Consider the following 18,116-nt stretch of genomic DNA (forward strand, 5'->3'; position numbering starts at 1 on the left):
GTTAAACCTCCACTTCATAGGTATCCCAGATGTTTGCCGCAGCTTTTTCGTTCGTTTCTTCTTTGCTGTCCGGCGAAATCAGCCGCTTATTTAATGCAGGCGGTGTTAAAGGATGGCGCTTGATTGGGCGCCCTTCGTCTTCCTGCCACGCTTCCACAATGACGTGGGCGTTTGTTCCGCCGTCGGCAAAACAGTTAATTCCTGCCGCCGGTATTGGTGACGGCCAGTCTGCCAGAGTGCGGCTGAACTGAATATTGGCCTTTTCTCTATCAAAATGTGTATTTTCATGCTCGCCTGATAAAAACGGGATAAAGCTCTTTTCTTTCAGCATGAGAACAACTTTTATGAAACTTGCAATTCCTTCCGCGCAAAGCGGGTGCCCGATGTTCGGTTTCACAGATCCGATTCCGAGCGGGCCGGCGTCTTTTGAACGGTAGACGGATTGAATGGCCTTCAGTTCTAACAGATCCGTCACGACCGTGCCTGAACCGTTCGCTTCAATATGAGTAATGTCTTCCGGCTGTTTTCCGCTTTTTTCAAGAGCCTTCTTCATGACGGATTTTTGCGCTTCCAGACTCGGCGTAGCCGGGCCTGCCGTTCTTCCGTCATTATTGACGGATGCCGCCTTCACTACGGCATAAATAGAATCTCCGTCTTCAATCGCCTGAGACACGGTTTTTAATAGAACCATTCCGACACCCTCGCCCAGCACGACTCCATCGGCGCGTTCGTCAAATACATGGAACGACTGCGCTTTACTTAATATGCCGCGCTGTTCAAATAATTTATGGGTTTCTTCTGATTCAAACAGGCTCACGCCGCCGACGACGGCCGCTTTTATTTCTCCTGTTACAAGAGCCTGCACGGCCATATTCATGCCGACTAAAGCAGAAGAACAAGCCGTATCGAGGACAACACTCGGGCCGCGCATATCAAAATATTGAGAGAGATTTGCGGCCAAATAATTCTGGCCCAGCGCGACGATCGGGTTTTTCGCATCCAGCAGTTTCTCTTCACCCGGTTTGTGACGGCTGCGTCCGCCGAGATACACACCTATTGCTTCTCCCTTTATCTCATCCGGCGTATAGCCAGCGTGATACCACAGGTTAAGGCATTCTTCCAGAGCGGCCAAAGCTTGAGGGTCCATTGCCTTTACATCTTCTTCAGCCAGTAAAAAGAAGTCCGGATCAAATTGATGAATTCCATCAAGCATTCCCGCGTAATAAGGCGTCTTCAAACCCCATCGCTCAGCCGGAACAGGACCGATAGCCGAACGGCCTTCAGCCAAAAGCGACCAGTACGCCTCTAAAGAAGCCGCCCCCGGAAACCGGCAGGACATGCCGACGACCGCGATATCTTCCCGGTGAATCTGTTTTCCGGCCGGCTCTTCTTGCACCTTAACGGCTTGTGTTTCAATCACCGGCTCAGCCGGCTTCTTCATAACAGGCTCCGCCGCCAAATCAAACCGTTCTGACAAAACTTCTGTATATCCTTCGAGAAGCCAATTTGCGAAAGATTGAATCGTCGGATATTCATACAGAATGGACGGGTCAAGCGATGCCGAGAGATTCCGATTGATCCGCTGCAGAAGCTGAGCAAGAATAATGGAATCCACTCCGTAATCTTGGAATAATACGTCTGTCTCAAGCTGGTCCTGATCAATCCGCAGCTCTTCAGAAAATAATTCTTTCAGCCATTCTTCTGTTTTCCTTGTTAATTGAGCGTTATCTGCGGCAGTGTCAGCGGTTTTTTCCGCCGGTTTTACCATAGCCGGACTTATTGGCTGATCCTGCCTGCTCCGCCGCAGGAATCGCTCCGGCTTCCACAGCTTAGGATTCAGAACGGCCGGCAGCACCGGGCCCATTGCTGATTCAAGAAGTATGCCGTCAAGGAGCTGTAATCCTTCTGCATTCGTGATGCTGTATAGCCCGCTCTCTTTATAAGCTTTATTCGTTACTTCGCCCATTCCGGTTTCTTTCCAGTTCGGCCACTGAATGCTTACGATCGGCAGCTGCTCTTTGTATGAGTTTGCAAAATAGTCCATATACGCATTGGCCATGGCATAATCGGCCTGTCCTGCCGAAAGCGCCGGTATCGCAGCTGACACGGAAGAGAACAAGACGAAAAACTTCAGCGGCTCTTCGCTGAGCACACTGTATAACGCCTGAAGCCCGTCTACTTTCGGCTCGAGCACGCGCTGTATGTCTTCATCGGTTTTTCTAATGAATGCGAGCGTCTCTTTATCGGTCACACCCGCGCAGTGAATCACGCCGCCGATAGGTCCGAGCGTCTGTTTTATCTGACTCAGTTCCTGTCTCAGCCCGGCTTCATCAGCTAACGGGACTGACAATACCTTCACTTGTACACCTTTGGATTCCAAGTCGAGAACAGCTTCAATTTTCGCTTTTACAGAAGCCGTCACCCCATTCAGTCCGCCCGTCCACTCACTTCGCGGCGGAAGGGTCTCACGGCCTGTAAGCACCAGTTTTTTCACTCCGTAATGTTCGGCAAAATGGCGTGCGCATAAAAGGCCGATCCCCCTCGTACCCCCGGTGATCAGAAGCACATGGGTGTCCGGAAAATCAATTCTTTCACCTTTCATATCCATGTTTTCTGAGCCGCTTAATACAGCGCGGTAACGCAAGCCGTCCCTCCGGCAAACTTCCGCGTCATCAGTACGGGCATGAAACTCATCGGCAATCTGCTTCGCCAGTTTGTCATCCGAAAGCGCTCCTTCAAGGTCGAGATGCCTTGAAGACAGGTGACCGTACTCGTATGCCAGCATTCTGTACAGACCGGCCCGTTTTGCTCCTGTTGTTTGATTGGCCTCTTTATTTAATGACTCAAGGCCTTTCGTGACACAAAGCAGTGTCATTCCTTCTTTATGCCCATGCTCAATCAATTGCTGAAGCCATTTGATTCCGGCCATGTCTTGAGAATCTTCTTTCACTGCGCCGAGGAGATCGATGACTCCGTCAAACGCCTGCCAGTCATATTCACCGGTAAGGTCTGATGCTGTGATGATACGGTGATTCGGCATGTGCGCTGCGATCTCTTCTGCGAGATTGATCGTGTCCCCGCCAGTCAAAATCGCAACGGAACGTGCGCACGGTTCACGCAGTTCGAGCGGGCTCAGTTCCCATTGTTTCGTCAAAATACGTTTCATCCGTTCCTCTGTATGGACCTTCTTTTTGTCAGGATTCTCAGGCACCCAATACGTGTCTTTTGCGAACGGATAAGACGGTAGACTGAGTAAACGCGGCGTACCCTTTTCATACAGCCGGTTCCAATTCAATACGCCGCCTTTCACCCATACCTCTGCCAGCTTGGCGAATTTGCCTTTTCTGATCCAGGCGTCAATGACGATGTCCATATCTTCATCTGCCGTGAACAAGGCAAACGTATCTTTATTGCGGTGAGACTGGCCGGTATACAGCCCGGCGATGTTTTTCTCATTTTTCGTAAATGCTTCCAGCTTTGTTTCCAATTCCGCCATCGTCGCTGCAAGAATGGCCAAGCGCTCTTCCATTTCGTCCCTTCCGGTTTGCAGCGTATAAGCGACGCCCGCCAAGTCTTGATCTGTATACGGCGTTTGACGGATCGCTTTTTGCAGCTGCTGCGCCTGTTCAAATAGTTTTTCTTTTGATTTGGCGGACAAAAGGATGATTGCCGGATTTTCCGGGCTGTGCTCAGGCTGAGCGGCTGCTTTCGGGACATACTCTTCAATGACGATATGGGCGTTGACCCCGCCGATGCCAAATGAGCTGACCCCGGCCCGGCGCGGAATGGCGTTTCCGTTTCTATCTTTTGCTGCCGTCCATTCCTGATTTTCCCGCACGATGTAGAAAGGACTGTCATCGAGCTGAATGTACGGATTGATCGTCTCGCAATGCAGGCTTTTCACCAGCGTTTTGTGCTTCATTTGCAAAAGCACTTTCATCACGCCTGATACTCCCGCGGCAAGCTCTAAATGGCCGATATTGCTTTTGACCGAACCGATGCCGCAGCGGTGACCGGAGACTTCAGGCTCTTGATTTGTTTTCGCCAGCTCGTGAAACGCCGCTTTCAAACCGTTTATTTCAATCGGGTCGCCCAATTCCGTTCCTGTACCGTGCGCTTCAATATACGTGACGGTGCTCGGGTCCACTCCCGCTTTCCGGTATGCTTTCACCAATAAATCAGCCTGCAGTTTCGGATTCGGCGAGGTTAACGTATTCGCCCGGCCGCCGTGGTTTTCAGCCGTACCGCGGATCACGCCGTAAATCGGATTGCCGTCACGTTCTGCATCTGTCAGTTTCTTCAGCATCAGAATTCCCGCGCCTTCTCCTCTGACATACCCGTTGGCATCTTTGGAGAAGGTTTTGCATTTTCCGTCTTTGCTGAGCATGCCTGCTTTGCTGTAGCTGATATGCGCTTCTTCCGTCAGAATCGTGTTGATTCCCCCGGCAATCGCCATGTCGCATTCTCCGTTTTCTATAGCGGATACCGCCCGGTGAATCGCCACAAGCGAGCTTGAACATGCCGTTTCAATCGGCTCACTTGGCCCGTGAAGATTTAACAAATAGCTCAAACGGTTCGGACCTATGGAAGGAATCATGCTGCCTGTCGCCGCATGTCCTTCCGGCGCAAGACCTGCCCTTGTGAACAAATCTTTATAACCGGTATTTCCGGTGCCGATAAAGACGCCCGTATTTGTGCCGGAAAGGCTTTCCGGCTTACAGCCCGCATCTTCTATCGCCCGCCATGCATAAGTCAATAACAGCCGCTGCTGCGGATCTAAATATTGGGCTTCCCGCGGTGAAATCCCAAAGAACAGCGGATCAAATTCAGCTATTCCGTCGATAAAGCCGCCCCACTTGATATTCGTTTTGTTCCCTTCAAGATTCGGGTCGCCATCAAACGCTTGCCAATCCCAGCGTTCTTTCGGAATGGTTGTGATCGAATCCTTTCCTTCTTTCAAATTGCGCCAAAATTCCTCTATATCCTTCGCGCCCGGGAATCGGCCGCTGATTCCGACAATGGCAACCGTATCCAAGCGGCGCGGCTCTTGTGTCGCTGCCGCAGCGTTCATTACCGTTGCGAAGCGCTTTTTCCGCTGCATTTTCGGTTTTTGGGCTTTTGGCTGCTCTTTTTTCGGAGACTCTTTCTTCTTTTCGCCGAAACGGCCCGGATGCTCTTTTGCCAAATATCCGGCGAGACCGCTGATCGTTCCGTACTCAAAGAAAATCGTCGGCGCCAGCTCCAGCTGATACGCTTCATTTAATTGATTCGTAAAGACGGTAAAGGATACGGAATCAAAACCGTATTCACTCAATTCCGTATCTGTCTCAATGTCCTCACGGTCTACTTTTAAAATGCCGCTTACCATGTCTGTCAAAGCGGTCTGAAGCGTTTGAAGAGATTCTTCTGCATCGTGTTTTTCTTCCGGCTGAGAAGGAAGGCCGGCTTCTGCCTCATCCGTCAAATACTCTGCTAAACTGCGGATCGTCCCGTGTTCGAAGAAGATCGTCGGCGCCAGTTCCAGCTGATACGCTTCATTTAATTGATTCGTAAAGACGGTAAAGGATACCGAATCAAAACCGTATTCACTCAGTTCCGTATCAATATCAATCTCGTCTTGGCCGACTTTTAAAATTGAACTGACCAATCGGATAAGCGCACCGTGCCATTTGTCTCCCGAAACGGCGGATACAGGCTCTATTTTCTCCACCTGCGGCTTTTCAGTTTCAGAAACGGATAGGAACGACTGTTTTAATTTTGCTGCGTGTCCTTCAGCTGCTAAAAGCTGCGGCTTTTCCTGAGCCATTCCTTCATAAAAAGCAGCCAGGCCTGACGCCTTTTGAAGCGGAACCATGCCGAAAGCTTTTTTCATCATTCTCTCCGTCTCGTCTCCCGCCTGCATACCGCCATCTTTCCACAGCGTCCAGTTAAAGGCGACCGTTTTTCCGTGCCGCAGGCCATTCTCCGTAAGGGATTGCCTGTAAGCGGCGTACGCATCCATAAACGCGTTGCCTGCGGCATAATCAGCCTGCCCGATATTGCCGAGAATGCCGGAAACACTGGAGAACAATACGAAAAAGTCAAGATTGCAGTCTTTGCTGGCTTCATCTAAATAAGCGGTTCCGATCACTTTCGGATCAAGCACTTCCCTGAACTCTTCCTTCGTTTTTTGCAGCAGGAAGCGGTCTTGTATCACTCCCGCAGCGTGAATAATTCCGTTAAGCTTTCCGAAATCCGCCGTAATCTCTTTTATCAGCGCTTCATTTTCCCGCCGGTCTGCCGCATTCAGCTTTTTGTAGACGACATTTGCGCCCGAGTGCTGAAGCATAGCAAGCTCACGCTGTTTGGCTTCTGTCAGATTTGAGCGGCCGGTCAGAATGATTTTCGGGTGTTTAACGCGACCTGCGATTTCTTTTGCGAACATCAACCCCAGGCTTCCTGTCCCTCCGGTAATCAGATATACGCCTTCGTCCTTCCAGACGGTGCCGCCCCCTGCGGGATGCACTTCTTCCCAAGCCTTCACATACCGTTTGTCTCCTTTATAACGGATATGTTTATCATGCGGCCGATGACTGTCGTTTTTCAGTTTTTGAGCGACAGCCGGCATTTCACCGATTGATTCCATTTCGATGAGCTGACAGTCAAGTTTTCCGTATTCCAGCTCGGCTGTTTTTAACAAACCTGTTAACCCCGCAAACAATTGCTGGCTGCCGTCTGCTGAAATAACGGTCTGAATCAGAATGCGGCCCTGCCTTTTTTCGCTGATGATCCGCCGGATGTGTTCGGCGATTGTCTGCGCGTAGCTTTGGAAGCGTTCAGCGGCTGTTTCACCCTCACCTTCTGCAATCAGCAGTTCGGCGTCTTTCAGGCCGGATGCCGCTTCATCTTTTATACGGCAGGCATCTTCACAAAGTATGATCAAATGCTCATCAGCATGGACAGAAGCTTTCTCGGATGCGGCAGCTTCTTTCCAGACCGGTGCAAACAAGACCTTTTCCGAGCCTGATAGCCGCTGAGCCGATTCTGCATCGCCTTCAAGCACTCTCGTAGAGAATCCTCTCACCTTCACGCAAAGCGCTCCTGTTTCGTCGAACAGGTCAATGTCGGCTTTCTGCACGGAATCACCGGTTTGATATCCTTCATTGAAGCGTGCATGCGCCCGCATAATCGGCGTGCATGCTTTGACGACTTCAAGATATTCCAGCGCAAACGGCAGAATCAGTTTTTGTCCGGAAAACTCCTGCATAATGCAGATCGTCGCCGTCTGAATAGCCGAATCAATGATGCTCGGATGAAGCGTAAATTGTCCGTTCGTATGAGAAACAGAATCCGGAAGCTGTATGTCCGAAAGCACTTCTTTCTCGCCGATAAAGGCAGACTTAATGCCTTGGAAGGCTTTTCCGTGGAACATCCCCCTGCTCCGGCCTTCCCGATAAAAGACCGCCGGATCAAGAATGTCCGCTGTGCATCTGTTTTGTATGGCAGAAAGGTCTCTCTCAGGCTCTCGTTCAGCCTTTATGATTTCGGCACGCCCTTGGCTGTGCAGCACTTCTTCATCGTCAGCGTTTATGCTGTAAATGTCATATGAGATGATGCCGTCCTCTTCAGGGAACAGCGCAATATGGACCTGGCGCTCTTGTTCGTGAACGACGATCGGCTTCATCCAGACGGTATGATGGAGCGTTATTCTGTCTTGGTCTTTTAATAAGCCGCCAAGCGCCCGTTTTACCGCTTCATAAGACATTTCCAAATATGCCGCTCCCGGCAGCACAGCTTTTTCCCTGACCACATGATCCTTCAGGAAAAATTCTGAGCCTGTAAACCGTGAGCTGAACCGCTGAAGGGTTAAATCTGACGTATTTTGCTGCACGAGCGGGTGTAAAACTGAGACTCCGGTGTGTGCGGCAGATGTTTTCTTTTCTGCTTTTTTCGGCCAGTACGGCTCCTTTGCAAACGGGTAGACCGGCACGCTGATTCGTTTCGGATGCTTGTCTTTGTAAAGCTTGTGCCAATTGATGGCGACACCTTTACTCCACATTTCACAGAGCTTCGGTCCTTTTCCTTTCGCAAGCCATTTCTCAATGAGTTCAGCGCTGTCATCATCATCAGAAAGCCAGGCAATATCTTTCGCCTGCTGTTTTTCTCCTCTGAAGCAGCCTGTTACAGCCGGCTTATCATTGATAAAATCGGCAAGCTGCCGCTTCAGCTCCGCAGTGCCGCTTGTGATAAAGGCCGCGCGCTCTTCCATCGCTTCCCTTCCGACTTGGAACGTGTAGGCAAGATCAGCGAGGTCGGCGTCCGTTTTTCTTTCCAGAAAAGCCAGCAGCTGTTTTGCGTACTCCTTCAGGCGATCTTTTTTTCTGGCAGACAACGGAATGATGAACGGACCTGCAGCGTCTGCTGCTTCGGATGCATCCGGATATTGTTCAAAAATCGCGTGTGTGTTTGTTCCGCCAAGACCGAAAGAGCTTAAAGCCATGCGGTGCGCTCTGTTCTCACGGGTTAACTCTTTCTTTTCTTCCGCTACGTAAAACGGAGAGTCTTCTAAATGAAGATTCGGGTTCGGCTCTTTGTAATTGATGCTCGGCGCGATTTCCTGATGATATAAGCTCATGACAACCTTGATGCAGCCCGCCATTCCGGCCGCTGTATCCAAATGCCCGAGATTTGTTTTGACTGAACCGATGCCGCAGTATTGTTTTTTATCTGTATATCGGCCGTACACCGATTGAAGTGCGGACAGTTCGATCGGATCGCCGAGTTTTGTTCCTGTGCCGTGAGCTTCGACGTACGCGATCGTTTCGGGATGGATGCCCGTCTGATCAATGACCTTCTGAATGACCTCAGCCTGTCCTTTGACGCTCGGCGCATAAAATCCGACCTTATCCGCTCCGTCGTTATTGACGCCGATTCCGCGCAGCAGCGCATAAATATGGTCGCCGTCCTTAACGGCATCAGACGCTTTTTTCAAGAGCACGGCGCCGGCCCCTTCACCGCCGATCATTCCGTCAGCAGCCGCGTCAAACGCTTTAATATGCCCGTCGCTCGAAAAATTCAGCCCCGGCTGATGAACATATCCGGCGCTTGATTCCGTATGATGGGTCGCACCGCCGACAAGGGCGTACTTGGCTTCGCCGGACTGCAGGCTTTGAAAAGCCGAATGCAGGCCGATTAACGAAGATGAGCAGTTGGCATGGACAAAATAGCTCGGCCCTTTCAACCCGAGTTTATGAGAAATCATCGTCGGAATCGTACCGCTTTGGGCAAGCACCCATGACACGTAGCCATCCGGCGTTTCCAGCTGTGCTGTCGTCTCCTCCGGCAGCAGGCTGCGGTAAGAGTTCGTGCTGGCAGACATATACACGCTTGTTTCCGGAATTTCTTTGGAGATATATCCCGCATCCTCGATTGCCTTCCATGAATGGAGCAAAAGCATTCTCAGCTGAGGGTCCATATATTCCGCATCTTTCGGTGAAAAGCCGAAGAAACCGGGATCAAACATTTCTTTCCCCTCTAAAACTGATTTAGCCGGAACGAAGCCGGGATGATCAGCCAGTTCTTCAGAAATACCGGATCGGCGGAGCTCCTCTTTTGAAAAGAAGGTGATGCTTTCTTTGCCTTCTTTGATGTTATTCCAAAATTCATAATGATCTTTCGCTCCCGGAAATTCACAGGATATACCGATAACCGCGACACTGTCCTCGTAATAACCGGGAATTTCTCCCGCTGGATGTTCCCGGTCTTCTGTATTCACTTTCTTTTGCGGCACAGGAGCCAAAACGGTTTCTTTCGGTTTTTGTTCTGTGATGTACCGGCTGATGTCTTTTACCGTCGCGTATTCAAACAGCTCCGTTACACTGAATTCACAATCCAGTTCCTGCGTCATCCGGTCAGTGACAGTCACGGCAAGAAGCGAATCTCCCCCCGCATCAAAAAAGCGGTCATCAAGCTCTATATCTTTGCTTTTCAATACATCCTGCCAAATCGCCAGCACCGCCTGCTGGATATGAGATGATGAAAATGTTTGTGTGTCCGGCTGCTTTTCCGTCAGATCGCGGGCAGCAAGAAGCTTGCGGTCCACTTTTCCGTTCGGTGTGAGCGGCAGCTCTTCAAGACGGATAAAAGAAGCTGGCGTCATATAGGCCGGCAGCGCTTGTTTCAAATGATTGCGCAATTCCTTTGCAGATGGAAGCGGCTCTCCGTTTTTCAGGATATAAAACGCGCAAAGCTTCTCATTTCCGGAGTGATTGTTCACAACCACTACGCTTTCCTGTACGGCCGGATGGGCATTCAGCCGGCTCTCAATATCTCCGGGTTCAATCCGGTAGCCGCGGATTTTGACTTGGGTGTCCATCCGTCCCATGTATTCAATGCGGCCGCCGGGAAGAAAACGCGCCATATCGCCTGTTTTATAAAGCTTTGATCCCAGTTCGAGCCGGTGGCTGACGAAAGCTTTATCTGTCAGCTCAGGCTTGTTGAAATACCCTCTTGCCAATCCGTCTCCCGCAATACAAAGTTCTCCCGGCACCCCTTCTAAAACAGGGTTGAGACCGGAATCCATAATATACACGCGGGTATTGGCGATCGGGCGTCCGATCGTAAGCGCACTCTCATTTTCCGTTATACGCTGCACCGCGGACCAGATTGTCGTCTCTGTCGGCCCGAACATATTCCAAGCCTCACTTTTCGTATCGAGAAACTGCTGCTTCAATTGTTCGCTGAGCGCCTCTCCGCCGCAAAGGATTTTCACTTTTTCTTCATTTGACCATCCGGAATGAAAGAGCATTTTCCATGTAAACGGCGTCGCCTGCATGATCGTCGGTTTGTACTCTTGAATCAGCTCTTTCAGCTTCCGTGCGTCTTTGGTGACTTCTGTCTTACAGATGTTGCACTCCGCTCCTTTGATTAAAGGAAGGTACAGCTCCAGTGCCGCGATGTCAAAGCAATATGTCGTGACGGCAAGCAGTTTGTCTTCGGACGAAAGCCCCGGTTCATTCGCCATCGAGATTAAGAAGTTGGTCAGCGCCCGGTGCGGAATCATGACACCTTTTGGTTCGCCCGTGCTGCCCGACGTGTAAATGACATACGCCAGATCGTCAGGTGTCACTAACCGCTTCAGCGACGTTCTTTCCGCGGCTGTACTTTCAATATGAGACCAATCGCGGTCAATGGCAGTTGTCTGCACGCCTCCCCAGTTCAAAGAGTGCTCTAAATCAGCCGTCGTCAGGCACATTGAAATCCTGCTGTCGGTGATCATATATTCCAATCTGTCAGCGGGATAAGAAGGATCAAGCGGCACATACGCTCCCCCGGCTTTTAAAATGCCGAGAAGGCCGACAGCCATATGCAATGAACGGTCTGTATAAATGCCGATGAGATCATCAGGGCCTGCACCGTGCGCCTGCAAATAGAGCGCCAGCTTCGTGCTTTTTTCATCAAGCTCACGGTACGTCAGCCTTTGCTGTTCATACACGACCGCACAAGCGTCCGGTGTTTCTGCCGCCTGACGTTCGAATAATTCATGGAAGCAGGCATCCGGATATTCACGGCTTGTCTCATTCCAAGTCTTAAGAATCATGTGCTCCTCTCTTTTTGTCATGAGAGAAACGTTCTCAAGCGGCATATCCGGATTCGCCGTCAAAGCTTCAGCAGCCTGTACAAATTGGCTGAAAAGCCTGGCCGCCCCTGCTTCGTCGAATAATTCGGTGCTGTATTTAATCGTAAGATCCATGCCTGATGCTTCTTCCCACATTTCAAAAACAAGATCATATTCCCCCTCCTGATGAATGTCTTTTACAAACTCACAGGAGAATTCCTTGTATTCATCAAGCATCGATTGATAGCTCGAATGCTGCAGAAAGTTCTGATAGAAAAAGGCATTGCTGAAAACAGGCGAACCGTTCTGCCGGGGTTTCGCATGCACATCACGCACCATTTTCGGAAACGGATAAAATGAGTGATCCAGTCCGTCCAGAACGGCATCCTGCACCTTTTGAACAAAGTCAGCAAATGTTTCTTTTCGTCCGGCTCTGTTCCGTATGGGAAGCATGTTGAGGAAATGGCCGACCACTCCGTCAAAGCGTTCTTCGGGTCTGACCATTGCAGGCATGCCTGTCACAATATCTTCCTTATCCGTATATTTGCTTAAAAGCACCATGTAACAGCTCAGCATGACGGTAGACAAATGAATCGAACGGGATGCGGCAAACGCCGTTATATTATTCAGCAGCCGTTCGGGAAGACGGCGTGTCAGCGTATCTTCTGTAAACTCCGGAACACTGCTGTCCGTGCGCATCGGCGGAAGCTGAAGGCCAGGCAGATCGCCCCCGAGCTGTTTCATCCAGTAAGCGCGGGCAGCTTTGCTTTCTTCCCCCGCTAAATACCGCTTTTCCCAAGCCGCGAAATCGGGATGAATGCCGGGAACGGCGGCCGTAAACTCTTCTTTTCCCTCCAGCAGCGCCTGATAACGATCCAGCAGACTGTGAATAAATGTAATGGATGAAATGCCGTCAAATACGATGTGGTGAATGACCGTCAAAAGATAATGTTCCTCGGCGGATTTTGAAAGCAGCTGCACGCGCAGCAAAGGCCCGCCTTCTTTGACAAACGGCTCTTTCACTTTTTTCCGTATCAGAGCGGATATTTGTGATTCATTGACGTCAGAAATATCTTCTTCCGAGAATACAAAAGGATTTGCCGCTTCTCTGAAATAAAACCCGCCGTCTGTTTCATTCACCGCGCTTTTGAGCATCGGATGCTGCTTTAATACGAACTGAAACGCCTGTTTCAGTTTCTCTTTGTCGATTCCGGATGTGAATCGGAAACAGAGCGGGACATGGTATGCAGTCGTTTCAGGCGACAATTTTTGCAATGTCCACAGCCCTTTTTGGACTTCTGAAAGCGCTGGCGCCGTTTGCCGTCTATCCCGTTCTGCCGGCGGTTCGGCTTTTTGGGAATGATGCTCCGCTGACATGTTTGCCGCTTTTTCAGCAGTATAAGCCGCTAAAGCGCCAATCTTCGGGTTTTTGTGCAGCTCTCTTGCCGTCAGCCGGATGTGATATGTTTTTTCAATTGATCTGGCGAGTTTCATCATCTTGATGGAATTGACGCCAAGACTTTGAAACGGCGTATTTGGATCAACGAGCTCATCCGCGATGGAAAGTTCCTCTTTCAGAAAACGGATAAAATCCCGTTCAATATCTTTCTCTGCAGAAGCCGTGTCTGAATTGCCGACTTCTTGTCTGTTATTATGTAAAGAATCAAATTGCCCTTGTTCGAATGAATGTTTCAGCTGAGTGCGCTGGATTTTCCCGATCGCCGTCTTAGGAATGTCTTCTTTTGCGACCGGAAGCAGATAATCAGGGGTAACGCCGATTCTCTGTGTCACGTGCTGGTGAATGTGATGAAGAAGCTTCGTCATGCGGTTCTCATCCAACGGAACAGATGTCACAAAGAAAATCGCCAGCTCATCTGTCGTGCTTTGATTCGGCCGGACGGCGCATGCCGCTGTATAAGACGTTTCAATTTCCGGCAATTCCTCAACGGCTGATTCAATGGCATGGCTGTAATAATTCACACCGTTGATAATGATGGCATCTTTCGTGCGCCCCGTTATCGTCAGGCGGCCTTCACGCAGAAATCCGAGATCTCCCGTTTCAAACCAGCCGTCTTCTGTAAAGACACTCTCATTTAAGTCCGGGCGCTCATAATATCCGCTCGTTACAGTCAGACCGGACACTTGGAAGCGGCCGATTTCTCCTTCTTCCACCACTTGATTGCGGTCATCCGTAATTCTCATATTAAATCCCGGGATCGGCAGACCGATCTCGACGAAACGATCGTCGTCACTCGTGTTTTCCAGTGTAAACTCATCTGAGAAAATAACGCCCGAAGACGTTTCGGACATTCCCCATGCGGGACGGATGGCATTAGCCGGCAGACCGTGCGGCTCTAAAAGCTCCATAATTCTGCGTCCGACTTTCGCAACCGCGGCCTCCCCGCCGTTCAGCATGTAACGCATGGAAGATAAGTCCCATTTCCGCGTTTGAATCTCTTCTGCAAAATCGGCAAGCAGTCCAAAGGCAAAGTTGGGGGCCCACGTGACCGAAGCGCGGTAATGATCAATCAGGTCGAGCCATTTTAAAGGGTCCATCAAAATGGATTCGCTCGGTATGTTGATTTCCTCACATCCGAGATAAACATCACGCAGATGAAGCATTCCGATGCCGCCGACATGGTCAAAAGGCATCCAGTTAAACGTGACATCCTCACTTGTATAGCCCTGCATCTGAATATTTCCTTTGACCATGCAGACGATGTTTTCATGGCTGAGCATCACGGCTTTCGGCGTGCCCGTGCTTCCCGAGGTCAAAAGCAGCATCGCCAAATCTTCCGGACGGGGATGATGACAGTCCGTATCCATTTCGTGCGCACTGAGATCTTCTGCCGCCAAAGCGCAAAACCCGGAAAGCTCCTGCTCCTCCGCCCATTCAGTCATCTCCGGCAGCACGTCACGGCTTGTGATGACATACGGCTGATTCAACAGCATCCAGGCATCTTTCAGTTTTTGCGTCCCGCTGTTCATTTCTGTATAAGCCGGAGCGGCCGCAAGCGGAACCGGGATCGCTCCTAAAAAAACACAGCCCCAAAAAGCAGGAATCAGCTGGGAATTGTCACTGAGCTGTAATATGACTTCATCCTGAGCCTTCACTCCTGATTGGCGGAGCCCTTTCACAATCGAAAGAGCGATCTTTTTCAGGCCGCTGTAAGTCTGGTACACTTTGGTGCCGTCAGGCTGAATATATGTGATGCCCTTTTGATCTCCCGCTGCCGCGGCGGTTTTGTGCAGGATTTCAGGAATCGTCATCGGCTGATCCGCTGAAAGCCGCAATGATTTTCCATAGCTGACAGATGGCTTGAGTAACCCGCTTGCCTTCATATCACTTTTCATAGAGCTGCCTCCATTTCATCTGTATGTAAGATGTATGTCTTATACTCCGTACATCGTCGTGATTCGTTTTTTCACTTCATCATCATGAAACGTCTCATCGTGCATGATTAACTCCTTCTCAATGACGGCCGGAAGCTGCTCGCGAAACGGCGTCACCAAGTGCCTTTTCAATGTAATTAAAGAGTTTCTCGGTTTTTCCGCAAGCTCACGGGCCAATTCCTGCGCATAGTCTAGTACTTCCTGCCGCGGAAGCACCGGAAAAGGCACCCCTCTTTTCTCCAGGTCACCGCCGCGGTAGTGGCCGCCGTTTAACAGCATTTCATGGCCGAGGCTTGCCCCAAGCTTCTCCGGAACGATAAAGGTAGCGCCCATTCCGGGGGTGAAACCGTATTTCATAAAGTTTGCGGTATACACGCTTTCTTTGCTTAAAATGACAAAATCACTGAAAAGCCCCATGACAAACCCGCCTCCGATTCCGTGGCCCTGCATGGCGGAAATGACGGGAATATCACATTCCAGCGCCAAAGAGTACATGCGGTCTTCCGTAAACTTCGTGATGCCCTGCTGAATCCTGAGCAGGCCTTCCTGTGTGCCTCCGGAAGCAAAGTAATGGCCGTATCCTGTTAAAATCACAGCTTTATAGACTGACGATTTTTTTATACGGGTGAATGCTTCCATCAATCCATCCGTCAGTTCTTTGGAGAAGGCGTTTTTATGGGCTTTATCCTGCATTGTCACTTGGATAATATCCGGTTCAATTTCGAGCAGTTCAACTGCGGCGTTCGGCATGATATCCTCCTAACTGTTCTCCGTTTCCCAAGGAAGCCGCCCCGTTTCTGCATAACGGAAGATGGCTGATTGGTTATCCGGATCTGAAAACATCGCTTGATTTTCGGCTAGAGCAATGGATTTCGAACGATGAACAAGGTCGTTTAAGGAATCTATGTATTTTTTATAGCGGATGACTGCTTTTTTCGACAGCGGACGAAGGCGCAGCAAATGCTTTCTCAGCTCTGTTGCTGAGTCCGGGACGCATACGTCACAAAGTCCCCATTCAAGCGCCTGGCGTGCCGGCACGGGCTTTGTCATAATCGTCATATAATGCGCCTTTTGAAATCCGATTCTTTGAATTAAAAACGGCAGAACGCAGGCCGGATAAAGTCCGAATAACAGTTCAGATAAACTGAACGAAGCACTCTCCTCTGCAATGACGATATCGCACGCGGCGGCAAAACCGACACCTCCCGCATTTACTTTTCCGCGGACGCGGGCGATTGTGATGTACGGCCCGGATTTTAATGCCAGCCACAAACGGTAAAGCGGCTCCTGCGATTCAGCATGCTGCATTCCCTGCCTCATTTTCCGGTACATCTCATCAAAATCCGCCCCGAAACAAAATACCTCCGGCTGCCCTTCAAGCACTACGGAGGTCACGGAGTCTTCACATTCAGAAAGAACGTGCAGGCATTCCTCCACTAAACGCTCATTAATCGTATTGTTGGCTTCAGGCCGATCAAAGGTGATGAAGCAGACATTTTGCTGAAAACGGACGTTTATCGTTTCATAGGTCACGATATCCACCTGTATTTCCGATGAAATTCCGTGATTTCTTCCAAATACAAACGAGGGCTTCCGGCATGATGGTCTAAAATGTTCGGAATCATATTCATATCCAATTTGACATTCCGGGTTCCGAACTTCACCAGACCGCTGCCTTTAAACAATTCTTCATACTCCTCCATGGACAGCCTGTACCTGTTGTTCAGGTGCTCTTCTATTTTGAAAGAATGCTGCCGCGTTTGTCCTTCAGGCGTCACAACGCCGCTGTAAAATTCTGAACAGCACCCGGAGCCGTACGAAAAACAGCCGATCCGCTTAGAAGTGTCGAATGCCCCTTGGTCAATCGTGCTTGCAAGAGCCAGTAAAGAGGCTGCTCCCATAATGTTTCCGACTCTTTGGCAGTAGCGGAGCCCCGGCTCTACTCTGGTTTGAAAATCCTGTTCAATTTCAGCGTTTTTCGCTTTTGCAAGCTTGCGCATCATCGTCCGGTGGGCCCCTTTGACCATGCCGCCAAACGGTGTATGGAAGGCAAGATAGTGAAACGTCTCTTTGTAGTCAGCGCCCGGCACACGGTTTTTGTACTCGCGAAAAGTCTGTTCACAGCAATCGAGATAAGACATCAATGACAAGTCGGCGTCACCGGCTTCACTGTCCGGGATCGGACGGCATGTATCCATCACCTCATAGCCGTAATAGCCGTTGGCGCCCGCATCCGCCTGAAATACGATTGGATTTTCACCGATCAATAAGGCGACGGCACCCGCTCCGGCGCTCGGTTCTGCGTAAGACCAATCCTCGCTTAACGCATCGCCGCCTTCGGCAATTAAAAACCGGGAAATATCCGTCGCGACGACAAGCGCCTTCGCTCCGGGAGATGTCTGCGACAAAATAAAGTTAAGCGCCATCTGCAAACCCGCCGTTCCTGAATAACAGGCTTGCTTCAGTTCAAATAAACGGCAGTTCCGGTTGAGGCCTAAGTAATCATGAATATATGTACTGAGTGATTTTCCGAAGTCGATGCCGGACTCCGAGCAGGTAATCAGCAGCTCGATTCTGTCTTTTTCAGCCTCTGTCAATCGGTCGATAATCGGCTTTGCCGCGTTAACGCCGAATGTGACGGGGTCTTCGTACGGAAGCGCCACCGCTTTTTCTTTCATCAGTAAATTCTCAAATCTGGCAGGGTCTAAGTTTCTGTACTCCGCCAGCTGCATGACATCAAGGTATGCTGTCCCGCCAAACACATTTATCGCTTCTATTCCGGCAGCCGCCATGAACTTCGCCTCCAATATGAATTTTGAGTTTCCGATTATTTCACCGTTTTATCAGACAGCCTGTACCTTTTCATAAAGCTTTGCTGCCAATTCGCCGATGTTTGACACTCCCGTCAGCTCAACACGCGGGATCTGCAGTGATAATTCTTCAAGCATCATCGTGATAATTTCGGCGCGGTCCACTGAATCCGCCCCCAGATCAACTAACCGGTCTTCCTGTGAAAGCTGTTCGCCTTCTAAATCAGGCAAAACCTCGTAGATTGTGTTCTGCAGCAATTCAAAGATTTTTTCTTTACTCATTGTCAGTTCCTCCCTGTTTCATCTTTTATGAATAT

Annotated in this window: 5 protein-coding genes; all 5 read right to left on the bottom strand. The window is 50.1% G+C overall.

What is annotated here, in order from left to right; genetic code table 11:
- Position 1: 1 nt before the first annotated feature.
- From CXL14_RS14580 to CXL14_RS14600, 5 genes are read right to left on the bottom strand one after another with little or no spacing between them, the layout of a single operon-like run.
- Entirely contained in the window at positions 2 to 14,950 is a 14,949-nt protein-coding gene (locus CXL14_RS14580) for a non-ribosomal peptide synthetase (protein WP_101287862.1), read from the bottom strand.
- 39 nt (positions 14,951 to 14,989) lie between these two features.
- Positions 14,990 to 15,739: a polyketide synthase gene (locus CXL14_RS14585; protein WP_003154094.1), complete on the bottom strand. Its 750-nt coding sequence runs from the start codon at positions 15,737 to 15,739 to the stop codon at positions 14,990 to 14,992.
- Between the two features lie 9 nt (positions 15,740 to 15,748).
- Positions 15,749 to 16,522 carry an enoyl-CoA hydratase/isomerase gene (locus CXL14_RS14590; RefSeq protein ID WP_014417819.1) on the bottom strand — a complete coding sequence of 258 codons (774 nt, stop codon included), beginning with the start codon at positions 16,520 to 16,522 and terminating at the stop codon, positions 15,749 to 15,751.
- Positions 16,519 to 17,781 (bottom strand): hydroxymethylglutaryl-CoA synthase family protein, encoded by a 1,263-nt coding sequence (locus CXL14_RS14595; RefSeq protein ID WP_014417818.1) that lies wholly within the window; start codon positions 17,779 to 17,781, stop codon positions 16,519 to 16,521. The genes CXL14_RS14590 and CXL14_RS14595 overlap by 4 nt, the downstream gene beginning before the upstream one ends.
- Before the next feature lie 51 nt (positions 17,782 to 17,832).
- Positions 17,833 to 18,081 (bottom strand): acyl carrier protein, encoded by a 249-nt coding sequence (locus tag CXL14_RS14600; RefSeq protein WP_014417817.1) that lies wholly within the window; start codon positions 18,079 to 18,081, stop codon positions 17,833 to 17,835.
- Positions 18,082 to 18,116: the final 35 nt, after the last annotated feature.

This window comes from Bacillus sp. SJ-10 (genome assembly GCF_002843505.1).
Classification (GTDB): Bacteria; Bacillota; Bacilli; order Bacillales; family Bacillaceae; genus Bacillus; species Bacillus velezensis.

Coding starts and splice junctions, on each gene's coding strand:
- CXL14_RS14580 (WP_101287862.1), bottom strand. CDS start 14,950: ATGAAAAGTGATATGAAGGCAAGCGGGTTACTCAAGCCATCTGTCAGC.
- CXL14_RS14585 (WP_003154094.1), bottom strand. CDS start 15,739: ATGCCGAACGCCGCAGTTGAACTGCTCGAAATTGAACCGGATATTATC.
- CXL14_RS14595 (WP_014417818.1), bottom strand. CDS start 17,781: ATGGCGGCTGCCGGAATAGAAGCGATAAATGTGTTTGGCGGGACAGCA.
- CXL14_RS14600 (WP_014417817.1), bottom strand. CDS start 18,081: ATGAGTAAAGAAAAAATCTTTGAATTGCTGCAGAACACAATCTACGAG.